The 14,979-nt window shown below is 75.1% G+C and carries 9 protein-coding genes; 6 read left to right on the top strand and 3 right to left on the bottom strand.

Annotated features, from left to right (window positions below; translation table 11 throughout):
* Window positions 1-181: 181 nt before the first annotated feature.
* Complete coding sequence (locus ABT015_RS26010) at window positions 182-1,033, bottom strand: hypothetical protein (RefSeq protein ID WP_350883045.1); 852 nt, start codon at window positions 1,031-1,033, stop codon at window positions 182-184.
* A gap of 4 nt (window positions 1,034-1,037) precedes the next feature.
* Window positions 1,038-1,655 (bottom strand): papain-like cysteine protease family protein, encoded by a 618-nt coding sequence (locus ABT015_RS26005; protein ID WP_350883043.1) that lies wholly within the window; start codon window positions 1,653-1,655, stop codon window positions 1,038-1,040.
* Window positions 1,656-2,104: 449 nt separating this feature from the next.
* Here ABT015_RS26005 and ABT015_RS26000 point away from each other — a divergent pair, with 449 nt between their 5' ends.
* Window positions 2,105-3,064, top strand: coding sequence for a helix-turn-helix domain-containing protein (locus ABT015_RS26000; RefSeq protein WP_350883041.1), 960 nt, complete (start codon window positions 2,105-2,107; stop codon window positions 3,062-3,064).
* Between the two features lie 74 nt (window positions 3,065-3,138).
* Here the strand turns inward: ABT015_RS26000 and ABT015_RS25995 are convergent, their stop codons facing one another.
* A complete protein-coding gene (locus ABT015_RS25995; RefSeq protein WP_350883039.1) occupies window positions 3,139-6,348 on the bottom strand; it encodes an EAL domain-containing protein in 3,210 nt (1,069 codons plus the stop codon).
* A 160-nt stretch (window positions 6,349-6,508) separates the two neighbouring features.
* On the opposite strand from ABT015_RS25995, the gene ABT015_RS25990 reads away from it, so the two are divergent.
* From ABT015_RS25990 to ABT015_RS25970, 5 genes are all read left to right on the top strand, one after another.
* Window positions 6,509-9,958, top strand: a complete 3,450-nt coding sequence (locus ABT015_RS25990) for an amino acid adenylation domain-containing protein (RefSeq protein WP_350883037.1) — start codon at window positions 6,509-6,511, stop codon at window positions 9,956-9,958.
* Window positions 9,955-10,710: a leucyl/phenylalanyl-tRNA--protein transferase gene (locus tag ABT015_RS25985; RefSeq protein ID WP_350883035.1), complete on the top strand. Its 756-nt coding sequence runs from the start codon at window positions 9,955-9,957 to the stop codon at window positions 10,708-10,710. The genes ABT015_RS25990 and ABT015_RS25985 overlap by 4 nt, the downstream gene beginning before the upstream one ends.
* 67 nt (window positions 10,711-10,777) lie before the next feature.
* Window positions 10,778-12,325, top strand: coding sequence for a hypothetical protein (locus ABT015_RS25980; protein ID WP_350883033.1), 1,548 nt, complete (start codon window positions 10,778-10,780; stop codon window positions 12,323-12,325).
* Window positions 12,326-12,521: 196 nt separating this feature from the next.
* Window positions 12,522-14,096: an alpha/beta fold hydrolase gene (locus ABT015_RS25975; protein WP_350883031.1), complete on the top strand. Its 1,575-nt coding sequence runs from the start codon at window positions 12,522-12,524 to the stop codon at window positions 14,094-14,096.
* Between the two features lie 73 nt (window positions 14,097-14,169).
* Window positions 14,170-14,931 carry a serine hydrolase gene (locus ABT015_RS25970; protein WP_350883029.1) on the top strand — a complete coding sequence of 254 codons (762 nt, stop codon included), beginning with the start codon at window positions 14,170-14,172 and terminating at the stop codon, window positions 14,929-14,931.
* Window positions 14,932-14,979 lie beyond the last annotated feature (48 nt).

Genomic DNA, 14,979 nt, shown 5'->3' with positions numbered 1-14,979 from the left:
TGCGAAAACCTGGACCACCTCGCTGGCGTCATCCCTGGTAAGGGGTGCCTGAGGGTATGGAGAAGGCCTCGCCCGCGGATGCGAGCGAGGCCTGAGGTTGTTTTGACGGAAATTGACCTACTGTCAATTCCCCTGAGAAGTTTCCGTTTTCGCCTCCGCAAAGAGAGGCGTGCAGGTGCCGTCAGGCGGTGCCGCGGCCCGCCCGGCGGCGGCGCAGTAGCGCCGTGCCGAGTCCGAGGGCGGCGAGGAGGGTGCCCGCCCCGGTGAGCAGGGCGGTGGTCGGGGTGGAGTCGCCGGCCGGCGCCGCGACGGGGGACGTTCCCCGGTCGAAGCCGCCGAGCAGGTGCGCCTTGGCGTAGTCGGTGCCGGGCAGCTTGTCGGCGTACCGGTCGTGGACCACCTGCTGGTACTGGGCGAGGGTGATGCCCGCGTCGCCCACGGACCGGACCGCGTCCGGGTTGAGCGGCCGTACCTGGCCGTCGACCAGGGCGTACCAGGCCCGGATCTGCGGTTCCTCGAAGGCGACGGCGCCCCGGCCCAGTGCTGCCGCGGCGGCGGCGTGGTCGGTCTCGTCGCTGCCGGAGGCTATGTTGATCTCGGCCCAGGATCCGCCGGCGTGGGGGTCGGGGGCCGTCCACACCGAGGCCTTGCGGCCGTCGGCCGCGTCGGCCTCGGTCGCCATGAACGCGAACTTCGCGACCGGCGCCCCGACGGAGGCCGCCGCGACGAAGTCCGGGTTGAGGTAGTACACGGGCACGGTGTCACCGACCACCCGGGCGGGGGCGGCGGCCTGCGCCTGGCGGGTGTCGGAGGAGCCCTGGCCGGAGCCGTGGGCGAAGAACCCGCCGAGGGTCTGCACGACGGGGGCGGCTTTCGCCGCCGCGGCGGCCGCGGTGACGTCGGCCGTGGACGGGGCGGCCGGGACGCCGGCTGCCGTGGCCGGGGTGGCGGCGAGGGCGGGGGCGGCGGCGAGCAGTCCGCTGCCGGCGAGGGCGATGGCGGCGAGGGCGCGCGGGGCGCGGAAGTGCGTCATGGTGTCACGCCCCGATCCGGTACAGCGAGTCGTTCCAGTTGAACTGGCCGTTGTAGCCGGCGTAGTAGCTGTACGACGCCAGGTTGTAGCGGTTGCTGCTGGGCCACGGGTCGCCCCAGTAGATGGACTTGTTGCTCTGGTCGTAGCCGTAGATGACCTGGGCGTGCCCGCCGCCGGCCAGCCAGGAGATGCCGGTCTCGATCGGCCGGCCCGCGTTGATCTCGCTGACGATGGTGGTGAAGGACAGGGCGCCGGTCTCCTGACCGGGGGACACCCCGAGGGCGGAGAGCGCGTTCTGCACCCAGGAGAGCTGGCCGGGCTGGTTGGGGCACTGGTACGAGGTGTCCTGGCCGTAGGCGAGGTCGCAGAACGAGTTCTGGTCGGTGCCGTGGCCGAGGAAGGTGGCGATGGTGTCGCCGGAGGCGGCCCAGCACCACTGGTCCTGCTCCTGCGTCTGCATGGAGATGTTGAGCCGGGAACTGGCGGCGAAGGCCGGGGAACTTCCGGCGGCGGCCTGGGGGGAGGCCGAGGCGGTGCCGGCACCGGTGGTCACGACGGCGGCCAGCATGCACAGCGCGGCCAGTGCGGCGCGCAGGGACGACCCACGGATGGGTCCGTTCATGGGGGAACTCCTTCGTGCGGGGGCACGGGCGGCTCCGTGTGCACCCGGCGCCGCCCTGGGGTGTGCCTTGTGTGGGGGTGTGCTGTGTGGGGGTTTGCCGCGCGGCCGACGCGGCGGGCCCGGACCGGGGTGCTAGGAAGCGTAGGCAGTCGGCCGGGTCGCTCCCAGACCCCCCGGAGGGGCGCGGGCGGTGCTGTGAACGGGGCTGTGAAGAGGGGCGGTGCGGCGGAGGTGCTGCGCCGCAGACGGGTGGCCGGGAGTGGGGCTCCCGGATATGGACGCGGCCGGGGTAAGCCGGTAATTTCACAGCGCGCCGCGTCCCCCCGCACCGCGTCCCGCGCCACCGCCGTCCGCGCCACCGCCTCCGTACTGCCGCCCCCCGCACCGCCGCCGTGTCCCCTCGGCCCCGCCGCCGCGTGCCGGCCGGGCCAGTAGCCCCGGGAGTCCCGATGGCCAGTCGTCAGGAACCGCCGCCCGGTGTTGCCCCGGAGAGCGCCGCCGTGCTGGCCGCGCTGCGGAGCGGGCCCTTCGGCCTCGCGCTGCGCACCGCGATCGAGGCCCGCGGGCTGCCGCTGGAGCGGCTGCGCAGCCGGCTGGCCGAGCGCGGACTGCGGATCGCCGTCACGACCCTGAGCTACTGGCAGCGCGGCCTGCGCCGGCCGGAGCGCCCGGAGTCGTTACGGGTGGTGGCCGCGCTGGAGGAGATCCTCGGGCTGCCGACGCACGCGCTCACCGCCCTGCTGGGTGCGCCGCGGCCGCGCGGCGGGGCGGACCGCGACGGCGGTGGTCCCCGTCCGTATCCGCAGATGGTGCGCACCCCCGGTGATCTGGGCGGGCTGCTCGCGGATCTGGACAGCCCGGCGGCCGGGAAGCTCCAGGTGGTCACCGAGTGCGCGACGGTGACGGTCGGGCCGCGTCGTGAACTGGCGGCGCTCAGTTCGATGGTGGCGGTCCGGGCCCGGCAGGACGGGGTGGACCGGGCGCTGCTGATCTACGACTGTGACGAGGGCGTGGACGAGGGGGCCGTCGAGATCGTGGCGGGGGACAGCTGCCGGCTGGGCCGGGTGCGCCGGGATCCGGTGGCCCGGGTGGTGCTCGCGGAGCTGCTGTTCGACCGCTCGCTGCACTGCTCCGAGACCCAGGTGTTCTCCTTCGAGGTGCGCCCGCACAGCGCGGCCGAGTGCTGCCGCTACCGTGCGGCCTTCCGCTTCCCGGCGGACCACTACGTCCTGCGGGTGCGTTTCGATCCGGGTGAACTCCCGGTGCAGTGCCAGTGGTTCACGGCGAGTGACTCGGAGGGTCCGGACGACAGCCTGGCCGATCTCACCCTGGACAGTCACCACCTGGCGCACGTGGTGGCGACCGCGCTGGGGCCCGGGGTCGCGGGCATCCGCTGGGCGTGGACCTGAGGCGCGGCCCTCTGGCGTGGACCTGAGGCGCGGACCTGAGGTGTGGACCCGAGCCGCGGTCCTGCGACCGGCGGTCAGGCCGGTTCGTGCGCGGTGCCGCCGACGAGGGCGCGGGCCTGCGGGGCGGTCATGGGGTGGGCGAAGAGGTAGCCCTGGCCGAGCGGGCAGCCCATGGCGGCGAGGAGGTCGCGCTGTTCGGGGTGTTCGATGCCCTCGGCGATGACCCGGACGCCGAGGGTGTCGGCGATGCGGGCGATGCCTTCGACGAGGGCGTACTGCTGCGGGGAGAGGCCGAGCCCGTCGATGAAGGACTTGTCGATCTTGAGGATGGAGATCGGGAACTCGCGCAGGTAGGAGAGCGAGGAGTAGCCGGTGCCGAAGTCGTCGATGGCGATGCCGACGCCGAGGTCGCCGAGGGTGGCCATGTCGGCGTGGACGCGGTCGTCGCGGCGCATCAGGACGGATTCGGTGAGTTCGAGGACGAGGGTGTGCGGGTCGATGCCGGAGCTGTGCAGGGCGCCGCGGACGACGTCGACGAAGCCGGCGTCGCGGAACTGGCGGGCGGAGACGTTGACGTTGACCCGCAGCGGGGGGAGGCCGGCGGCGGCGCGGTCGGCGGAGCTGGCGGCGTGCCAGGCGGCGGCTTCCTGGGCGGCGCGTTCCAGGACCCAGGCGCCGAGGGGGACGATCTGGCCGCTCTCCTCGGCGAGGGCGATGAACTCGTCGGGCAGCACCATGCCGCGCCGCTGGTGCGGCCAGCGGACGAGCGCCTCGAAGGCGACCAGGCCGCCGGTGCGCAGGTCGACGATCGGCTGGTAGTACAGCTGGAAGGAGGATTCGGCGATCGCCGCGTCCAGGTTCTCGTTCAGCTCGTGCCGCTCCACCAGCCCGGTCTGGAGGGCGGGCTGGTAGTGGCGCCACTGGCGGCGGCCGGCCGCCTTGGCGGAGTAGAGCGCGAGGTCGGCGTGGGTGAGCAGTTCGGCCGCGTCCACGCTGTCCTCGGTGGTGGCGACGCCGATGCTGGCCGTCACCCGGACGGCCCCGGCGCTCAGCTTGAACGGTTCTGCGAACGCCGCCAGTACGGTGTCCGCGATGGCGTCCACGTCGGCCGGGCGCAGCGCGTCCTCGACCAGGACGGCGAACTCGTCGCCGCCGAGCCGGGCAGCGGTGTCCGAGCTGCGCAGCGCGGTGGAGACCCGCAGTGAGACGGCGATCAGCAGTTCGTCGCCGACCGCGTGCCCCTGGGTGTCGTTGACCACCTTGAAGTCGTCGAGGTCGAGGAAGAGCACCCCGGTGACGGCGCCGCTGCGCTCGCCGCGGGACAGCGCGTGGCCGACCCGGTCGAGGAACAGCACCCGGTTGGCGAGGCCGGTGAGGGAGTCGTGGAAGGCCCGGTGGGTGAGTTCGCGCTCCATCTGGCGCTGCTCGGTCACGTCGCGCAGGGTGAGCACCAGGCCGCCGACCGTCGGGTCGGCGCGCAGGTCGTTGAAGCGGACCTCGGCCTCGATCGGGGTCCGGTCCTGCCGCAGCAGCCGCCAGTGCTCACGGGGCTGCTCGCGCAGCGGTTCGCGCGGTGGCGAGTGCGGCTGCTCGCGCGGTGGCGAGTGCTCCGGCGCGTGCGCCGGGGCGGCGCCCACCGGGCCGCGCATCCGGGCCAGCGCCCTGCCGACGGCCCGGCTGTCCTCGGGCGGGACGAGCTCGGTGAGCAGGGTGCCGTCCAGACTGTGGTAGCCGAGGACCCGTTCGGCGGAGGAGGAGGCGTAGCGGACGCCGTCGTCGGCGTCCAGGATCAGGATGACGTCGCTGGCGTTCTGCACCAGGGTGCGGAAGTACAGCTCGCTGTTGCGGCGGTTGACCTCCTGGCTCAGCATGACCCGTTCGACGGCCAGCGCGGCCTGCGCGGCCAGGATCTCCAGCGAGCCCCACAGGCTGGTGAGCTCCTGCGTGGTGCCGGTGACGATGAGCGCGCCGATCAGCGGGTCGCCGGAGGGGCGTTCGTCGAGGGTGAGCGGGCACAGCAGGGCGGAGGGCATGCCGTCGAGGCGGGCGGCGAGGTCGCTGCCGATGTCCTCGACGGGCAGCAGCCGGGTCTCCCGGTAGGCGGCGAGGGCGAGCGCCTCGTCGGAGTCGGTGACGGGGCCGAGGTGGTGCTGGGCGGCGCCGCGTTCGGCGTGCCGTACGTGCAGGACGCCGGCCTCGGTGACGGCGAGCAGGGCGACGTGCCCGGGCTCGGCGGGCATCAGGGTGGAGGCGGTGGCCTGGACGGCGTCCGCGACCTCCTCGACGGTGACGGCCGCGGTGAGTCTGGCGCCGGCCTCGCGCAGGGCCCGCTCGCGGGCGATCGCCTGTCGGCGGGCGCCCACGACGACCGCCAGCCGGGCCAGCACCAGCAGGTACAGGAGGGCGGAGAAGGCGCCGATCACGCCCGCGTTGCTGGTGTTGCCGTCCAGCGACTCGATGATCAGGATCGCCGGGGCGATCAGCGAGGCGAGGGTGAGCAGGGCGAGGCGGCCGGCGCTCAGGTCGGGCTGCTGGGTGGGGACGGGTCTGGTCAGCTCGACCATGGACGGGTGCAGCGCGGCCGCGCCCCAGGCGGTGTAGAAGGCGGCCCAGCCGAAGTCGACGGGGGTGCCGATGTGCCAGTTGCCGTGCAACTGGATCAGCCCGTACAGGGTGTCCGCGACCAGCATGCCGACGGTGCCGACGGTGAGCAGTTGCAGTGCCCGGCTGTTGCCGCCGCGCGGGGTCAGCAGCCGCAGCAGCAGGGCGAGGACGACCACGTCGCCGAGCGGGTAGCCGATCGAGACGGCCTTCTGGAACCAGGAGAGGTCGGGGTTGCGGGCGTACGGGAGGATCAGGTAGATCCAGGCGAGCAGCGCCAGGCCCATGGTGAGGATCAGCGCGTCGAGCAGGCCGGCGCGGTCCTGACGGGCCGTGCGCCAGCGGATGAAGCCGAGCACACCGGCCGCGTACAGCACGAACTCGGCCAGGTAGAAGCCGTCGGCGACGGACGGGAACGGGTTGTGCAGGTGCAGGAACTGGGTCTGGACGACCTGGACGACCTCGCCCGCGGTGAAGCTCAGGTTGGCGAGCGCCAGCACGTACCAGAACAGCGCGTGCGTGGGGCGGTTGAGGCGGACACCGGCCACGATGGCCGCGCCGCTGCCGAGCCCGATGCCCGTCCACCAGATGATCCGCTGTGAGGGGTTGATGTAGTAGACGCCGGTGAACAGCACCATCCACAGCAGGTAACAGACCATCAGGCGTTGTCGCCGACGTGTCAACGGGGCTACCTCCTCCGCGACGCCACCCGGCCGGTGGGACGGGGGAGTTCGGGCGAGGACGGGTCTTGGCGGTCGCAGGGTCGTCTCGTCCCGGGCTGACGGGCACACGGCAGCGTCGCGTCCGATCGGGTTGCGATCGGACGTTCGTCCTGCGCCCTGAGTGCGTATAGTCGGAAATGTCGCACCTCCCAGGAAACTGCCGCCACAGCACGAGGTCAAGCCGGTGGACGACGCAGCAGACAGCGCACAGGGCGTACGAACGGATGTGAAGTCCGGGCGTCACGCCGTGGTTCGCAACGACAGCGGTCAGTACGCGATCTGGCCCGGCGACTTGACCGTGCCGGGCGGCTGGCACCTGGTGTACGGGCCGGCCGGCCGCGACGACTGCCGGGCCCACGTGGCCCGCGAATGGCGCCCGCCCGGGCTCGGCTTCCCCGGGCTCGGCTCCCCCGGGGAGCGCGGCCGCGGGCGGGCCGATGGCGACGGCGGCACCGTGCCCGGACTGCTGCGCTCCCGCGCCGCGCAGCACCCGGACGCGGTCGCCGTCGTCGCCGATGACGTCACGCTGAGTTACCGCGAGCTGGACCGGCGCAGCGATCGCCTGGCCGGGGCGCTGCGGGCGCGCGGGGTCGGCCCCGAGGAGGTGGTGCCGGTCTGTCTCGAACGCGGCGCGGGCCTGGTCGTCGCCTGGCTCGGTGTGCTGAAGGCGGGCGCGGCGCTGCTGCCGCTGGACCCGGCGTACCCGGCGCGGCGCCTGGCCCGGCTGGTCGAGGACAGCGGGGCGCGGGTGGCGGTCACCGACGGCGGCGGGGCGCTGCCTGGCGTCGAGCCGGTGCCGGTGGACGCCGAGGAGGGGCCCGGCGGGCCGGCCCGTACCGGGTCGGACGGCACCGGTGAGTCCGACGGTGCCGGGCCCGACGACCTCGCCTACCTGATCTACACCTCCGGCACCACCGGCACCCCCAAGGGCGTCCCCGTCACCCACCGCGCCCTGGTGTTCACCCTCGACCGGGTCGTCCACGCCTACGGCCTCGCCCCCGGCGAGCGCGTCCTGCAACTCGCCGCGCTCGGCTTCGACACCGCACTGGAGCAGGTCTTCGCGACCCTGCTCGCCGGGGCCACCCTCGTCCTCGGCGGCGGCCGCACCTGGGCGCCCACCGAACTCGTCCACCGGATGCCCGGACTCGGCCTCGCCGTCGCCGACCTCACCCCCGCCTACTGGCACCACGTGCTCACGCTGCTCCCGCCCGGCGGGCCCGGCCCGGAGCGGCTGCGGCTGGTCGTCGTCGGCGGGGACGTCGTGCACGCCGCCGACTGCCGCAGCTGCCTGGACCGGCTGCCCGGCGTCCGGCTGGTCAACGCCTACGGGGTCACCGAGGCCGCCGTCACCTCCGCGCTCTGCGAGGTCACCCCCGCCCTGCTGGACGCCGCCGGCCCGGGCGGCCCGGCCGCGCCGGTGCCGATCGGCCGCCCGCTGCCGGGCGTGCGGGTGCACGTCCTGGACGCCCGGCTGTCCCCCGTGCGGCCCGGCGAGAGGGGCGAGATCCACCTCGGCGGGCCCGGCCTCGCCCGGGGCTACTGGCGCGCCCCCGTGGCGACCGCCGAGGCCTTCGTCCCCGACCCGTACGCGCCGGTGCCCGGCGAGCGGATGTACCGCACCGGCGACGCCGGGCGCTGGCGGGCCGATGGGCAGCTGGAGATCCTCGGCCGCTTCGACGACCAGGTGAAGGTGCTCGGCCACCGCGTCGACCCCGCCGAGATCGAGGCCGCCCTCGCCGCCCACCCCGACGTCCGGCAGGCCCGCGTCGCCGCCGACGGAGGCGATGCCGACGGGGGTCGCGCGCTCACCGCCTACTACACGCTCGCCGACCACGCCGACGCCGGTGCGGAAGCCGGGGCCCGCCGCGACCGGCTCCGCGCCTTCCTGGCCGAACGGCTGCCGGAGTACATGCTCCCGGCCGCCTTCGTGGCGCTGGACCGGATGCCGCTCACCCCGGCCGGAAAGGTCGACCGCCGCCGGCTGCCGCACGCCGAGCCGCGCGCGCCGGCCGGGCCCGGCCCGGGCGGCACCGGGGCGGCGGGGGGCGGGGGTGCCGTCGAGGACGCCATCGGGCAGCTGTGGGCCGAACTGCTCGGCGTCGAGGACGTCGGACCCGCCGACGACTTCTTCGCCCTCGGCGGCAACTCGCTGCTGGCCATGGAGATGCTCGCCCGTGCCCGGATCATGCTCGGCCTCGACGTCACCCGTGTCCGCGACCTCACCCGCGCGCTGCTGCGCGACGCCACCCTGGGTGCCTTCGCGACCGCCGTCCAGGCCGCCCGCGCCGACGGAGCCGACGGCGCCGCCCGCACCACCGGCGCCGACGGAGCCGGCCCCGGCCCCGGCCCCGGCCCCGGCGAGGCCGCCGTCGACTGGGCCGCCGAAGCCCGGCTCGCCCTCCCCGTCCGGCAGTCCTGGAGCCCGGCGCCCAGCCGCGCCGAACCCGCCGAGATCCTGCTCACCGGCGCCACCGGCTTCTGCGGCGCCCACCTGCTGCACGCCCTGCTCGCCACCACCGGGGCCCGGATCCACTGCCTGGTCCGCGCCCCCGACGAGGAGCACGCGCTGGAACGCCTGCGCGCCGCCCAGCAGCGCTTCCTGCGCCACGACCTCACCGACACCCGGGTGGTGCCCCTGGTCGGCGACCTCGCCGCACCCCGGCTGGGGTTGACGCATCGTCGGTTCGACGGTCTGGCCGGGAGTCTGGACGCCGTCCACCACCTCGGCGGGCAGGTCAACTTCCTCTACCCGTACCACCAGCTGCGCGCGCCCAACGTCGGCGGCACCCGCGAGATCATCCGCCTCGCCGGGCACAGCCGGGGCGTACCCGTGCACTACCTGTCCACCCTCGCCGTGCTGGCCGGCTTCGGCGCGGCCGGCATCCGCGAGGTCACCGAACGGACCCCGCTCGCTCACCCCGACCGGCTCGGCGTCGGCTACGTCGAGAGCAAGTGGGTCGCCGAACAACTGCTGCACGAGGCCGCCGCCGCCGGGCTCCCGGTCACCGTGCTGCGCACCAACGACGTCACCGGGGACCTCGCCACCGGCGTGATGAACACCGGCACCGAGATCTGCGCGCTCATCGCGTACCTGGCGGACAGCGGCACCTGCCCGGACGTGCTGCTGCCGCTCGACTTCGTCCCGGCCGACCGCTTCGCGCGCGCCATCGCCCACATCGCCGCCCACGCCCCCGCCGACGGCGAGGTCTACCACCTCACCTCGCCGCGCCCGGCCGACCTCGCCGACCTCGCCGAACGGCTCCGGGCCCGAGGTCACCCGATCTCCGAACTCCCTTACGGGGACTGGGTGCAGGGCCTGGTGCGGTTTGCCGCCGGGCGCCCCGCCCACCCCATCACGCCGTTCGTGCCGCTGTTCGTCGACCGCGCCCCCGGGTCGGCGCTGTCGATCAGCGAGCTGTACTTCCGGCCCGTCTTCCCGCTGTTCGACCGCGCCAACACCGACGCCGCGCTCGCCGGCAGCGGGATCGACCTGCCCGCCGTCGACGCGGGCCTGCTCGACCACTACCTGGACCGGCTGGCGGCGGAGGGCTTCCTCCGGCCTCCGGCATGAGCGCCTTCGACGGGCTGGACGTCCACCGTGGGCCCGGGGAGGGGCCGGTGGCGTTCGGCGGCGGCCTCGGCGCGTCGGACCTGCTGGCGGCGTACCGCCGCGGCCTGTTCCCGATGCCCGCGGCGGACGAGTACGCCGGCGCCTACAACGAGGCGCGCTACGAACAGGCCGTCGAGGCGGGCGAGGTGGCACTGTTGCCCGGCGGGGGCGACCCGTACGCGCTGGCCTGGTGGTCGCCCGATCCCCGGCCCGTCCTGCCGCCCGACGGCGTCCGGCTCGGCAGCCGCCTGGCCCGGCGGCTGCGCCACCGGCCGCAGTGGTGGACCAGCGCCGACCGGGCCTTCGGCGAGGTGCTGGCCCGCTGCGCCGAGGGCCGCCAACCGGCCTGGCTGACGGGTGAGTTGCGGGCCGCGCTGGAGCAACTGCACACGCTCGGGGCCGCCCACAGCGGCGAGCTGTGGGAGGGCGAGGAGCTGATCGGCGGGGTGTTCGGTGTCGCCGTCGGGCCCGTCCTCAGCCTCGACTCGATGTTCCACCGCCGCCCCGACGCCGCCCGCGTCGCCGTCGCCGACCTCGGGGCGCGCTTCGGCGCGGCCGGCGGGCGGCTGCTCGACGCCCAGTGGGACAGTCCGCACATCCGCAGCCTCGGTGCCGAGCCGGTGCCCCGCTCCCGGTACCTGGCCGCGTTGGCGGCGGACGCCGCGGTCGGCCCGCTGCCGGGAGAGCCGCTGCCCGTGGCCCGACTGGTCTGACCTGCGCCTTTTACCCTGCTTGGCCTGTCTTCGACAAACTTATTCCCCGTCAGTAACATGACGCCGCGTGTTCAAAAGCTCCATAGGCAGGGTCGTCGGCCCCGCCCTCCTCACCCTCGCCCTCGCCGGGGTCGCCGCCTGCGGGCCGACCACCTCCGGCACTCCGCAGGCCGCCGCCGGCACCACCGAAGCGGCCGTCACCACCGGCACGACCACGACCACAACCACGACCGCCGCCGGCGGCCAGGCCCCGACCGCCGCGGCCGCCGGCACCCCCCGCGCCCGGGCCGCCGCCGCCCCGACCACCGCGGCCGCCACCGCGCGGCCGACCGGTGCGGCCGTTGCCGCAGGTGCGGCCGGTGCGCCGGTCACCGCCGCCCCGGCCGGCGACCGGCAGGCCGCCGTGGTCGCCCCCGCCAAGGACGGCGGCGCGGCCACCCCCGCCGGGCAGAACTTCCAGCTCACCGCGTACGACCCGGCGGCCGGCACGGCCGTGCTCTCGGCGCCGCCGGCCGCCGGGCCCACCGCGACCGCCGGCGCGACGCCGACCCCCGCGCCCGCCCCCGCGGTTCAGCCCGGGCAGCTCATCGCCAGCCCGCCCACCGCCGCCGCGCCCCAGGGCGCACTGGTCGCCGTCACCGGCGTCCGCCCCGGCGCGGGAGCCGGCCTCAACCTGACCACCCGTCCCGCCACCCTCGCCGAACTCCTCGGCGGCACCGAGGCCGACGGCCAGGTGCCCGTCGACCCGCACGGCATCACCGTCACCCCGCTGGTCAAGGACCTCAAGGCCGTCGTCGGTGCGGACGTCGGCGGCGTGAAGGCCGACGCCTCCGGAACCCTGGAGGTCGACGTCAAGGCCCCCGTCCCGCTGCCCGACGGCGCGAGCGTGGACGCCTCCGGCTCCCTCCAGCTGCACCCCGCCGTCCACTTCGCCTACCACGGCGCCGCCGCCGGCAGCCCGCGTACGGCCTCCATCGGCTTCGACCTCGGCGCCCACGCCCAGTGGAAGGTCACCGGCGACGTCGCGCGCGGCACCGGCGCCGCGCCCGTCCGGCTGCCCTTCGCCACGTTGCAGGCCAGCCCGGTGCTCACCGTCGCCGGACTGCCCGTCGTGGTCAACCTGAAGCTCACCTGCTACCTGGAGGTCGGTGCCGACGGCCAGGTCCACCTGGAGGCCGAACAGGAGGCCACCGGCACCTGGGCCGTCCGCGCCGACTACACCGGCGGCAAGGGCTGGACCCCGACCACGGCCGCCGACACCAAGGTCTCCCCGGTCCGGGTGCGCCTCACCGGCAAGGCCGGGGTGCGGGCCGCGCTCGGCGCCGAGGTCTCCGTCGGCCTCTACGACACCGTCGGCGTCCAGACCACCGTCGCCCCCTACCTGCGGGCCCAGGCCGAGGGCTCACTGGCCGCCGACTCCTCCGGCAACCCGCCGCAGGCCCAGGGCAGTTGGTCGCTGGTCGGCGGCGTCGACCTGACCGGCTCGCTGCTCGCCCACCTCAAGGTCTTCGGCACCCCGGTCATCGAGGGCACGTACCCGCTGCCGCCGTTCCACCGTGAATGGCCCCTGGCGGCGGGCTCCGCGGCCCTGCCGTCCCCGCGCCCGAGCAGCTGACCCGGGCAGCCCTGGTCCCGAGGTCCGGTTACTGCTCGGGCGGTACGCCGGGCGGCGGGGCTACTGCTCCTGACGTACCGACAGTTCGTGTCCCAGGGCGATGATCCGGCGCCGGGTGCGCTGGAAGGCTGACGCGCAGGAAGTCGGGCCTGACCGACTTCCTGCGCATCCGCACCCATCACCGCCAGGAGACCGTATGACCACCCCCAAGGCCCTGCGCCGCGTCGCGGCCGCGGGCCTCGCCCTGACCGCCTGCCTCGCCACGGCACCCGCCGCCACGGCCGCCGCCGCCGAGCGCGACGGCGGCCCCGCGAGCGCCGGAGCCGGACTCGACCGCTACCACCACCAGCACCTCGACTGGCGCAGCTGCGTCCTGGGCCCCGACGACGAGGTCGGCCGCGGCCTGGAGAGCGCGGGCGCGCGCTGCGCGGACGTGACCGTGCCGCTCGACTACAGCGACCCCCGGGGGCGGACCATCACCGTCGCGATCTCCCGGCTCAAGGCCACCGACACCCGGCACCGGATCGGCTCCCTCCTGCTCAACTTCGGCGGCCCCGGCGGGCCGGGCCTCGCCAACTCCGTACTGGTGCGCGGGGCGATGAAGGAGACCGGTGCCCGCTACGACGTGATCGGCGTGGACCCGCGTTTCGTCGGCCGCAGCACCCCGCTGGACTGCGGCCTGTCCAACGGCCCCGTCCTGCCCTCGGCCGGCGCCGACCGGGCGGTCTTCGACCGCCAGACGGCGTGGGCCAAGAGCGTGGCCGACCGGTGCCGCGCCACCAACGGCTCGGTGCTGCCGTTCGTCACGACCCGGAACACGGCCCGCGACCTGGACGTCGTCCGGGCCGCGCTCGGCGAACGGAAGATCTCCTACCTGGGCTACTCGTACGGCACCTACCTGGGCACGACCTACACCCAACTGTTCCCCGGCCGCTACGACCGGGTGGTCCTCGACGGCGGGATCGACCCGCGCAGCTACAACCCCCGGCTGATGCGGGGCACCGAGAACGAGCACGAGCGGGCGCTCGACGGCTGGGCCGACTGGGCGGCCGCGCACCACGCCGACTACGGCCTCGGCGGCACCCGCGCGCAGGTGCGCGCCACGATCGACCGCGTCGTCGCGGCGGCCGAGCGGGAGCCGCTCACCGTCGGCACCGCCCCCGACGTCTTCCGGCTCGACGGCAGCCAGGTGCCCTCCCTGGTGTTCGCCGGGATCGCGAGCGACCTCGACCCGGCGCGGGCGGGCCTCGCCGAGCAACTGTCCGTCCTGGCCAAGGCCGCCGACGGGCAGCCCACCCGGGTGTCGCCCGACTTCGCCACCTTCCTGCGGGGCGCGTTCACCAGCGCGGGTTCGGCCACCGGCAGCGTGCAGACCGCGATCCTGTGCGGGGACGTGGCCGCCCCGCGCGACCCCGAGCAGTACTGGCGCGACATCGAACGCGACCGGGCCGCCCACCCGCTGTTCAGCCCGATGACCGACAACATCACCCCGTGCGCGTTCTGGGACGCGCCGCGCGAGGAGCCCACCACGGTGCGGCGCGACGCCGCGGCCCTGCTCGTCGCCGCCGGCGGTGACCCGCGCACCCCGTACCGGGGCGCCGTCGCCCTGCACGGCATGCTGCCCGGCTCCCGGCTGGTCACCCTCGACGGCGCCTTCCAGCACACCAGCTTCGGCGTCTACGGCAACGCCTGCGTCGACGACTCGGTGAACGCCTACCTGGCCACCGGTCGCCTGCCGGGCAAGGACCGCACCTGCGCCAAGCAGGGCTGAGCAGCCCTCGACAGTGCCGAGCAGCCGTGGGCAGCCCTTCCTGACCAGCCGAAGGCTGCCCTAGGCTGCGGCCATGCTCTCTGTGGTGGTGGCCCCCTGGGCGGGCGAGGCGGAGCCGGTGTTCGTGCGGGCGCCGGACGAACTGCACGATGCCGCGAGCACGATGAAGGTCGCGGTGTTGGCGGCGCTCGCCCGTGGCGGGGCGGATCTCGATGCCGAGGTGCCGGTGGTGAACCGGTTCGAGTCCGTGGTGGGCGGGGAGTTCGGCAACGATCCCGACTGGGACAGCGATCCGCTGCCGTGGGAGCTGCTGGGCACGCACGTGCCGCTGCGGCTGCTCGCCGAGCGGATGATCACGCACTCCTCCAACCTGGCCACCAACCTGTGCCTGGCCCGGGTCGACCGGGCGGCGGTGGCCGAGGCGTGGCGGCGGGCCGGGGCGACGCGCAGCGCGAGCCCGCGCGGGATCGAGGACTACGCGGCGCGCGACGCCGGGGTGCACAACCTGGTGAGCGCGCGGGATCTGGTGCGGCTGCTGCACTCCCTGGGCGGGGAGCCGGAGTTGCTGGCGCTGCTGGAGCGCAACGCGTTCCGGGTGGACCTGGCGGCGGGCCTGCCGCCGGACACCCGGATCGCCTTCAAGAACGGTTGGGTGCCCGGCGCCCGGCACAGCGTGGGCCTGGTCCACCCGCAGGACTGCCCGCCCTACCTGATCGCGGTCTGCTACACCGGCCCGCTGGCCTCGGGCGAGGACCGCACCGACCCGGCGGCCCGGCTGCTGGCCCGGGTCTCGGCGGCGGTGTGGCAGCGGCGGCACGAGCTCGCCGGTGCGTGAGCCGACGCGTGACCCGGCTGCCCACCCGCCTGCTGCGCGGCTTCGCGC

The organism is Kitasatospora sp. NPDC094016, assembly GCF_040304045.1.
Lineage (GTDB): Bacteria > Actinomycetota > Actinomycetes > Streptomycetales > Streptomycetaceae > Kitasatospora.
The sequence above is the reverse complement of the archived record's forward strand: the minus strand, read 5'-3'. Positions and strand labels throughout refer to the sequence as shown.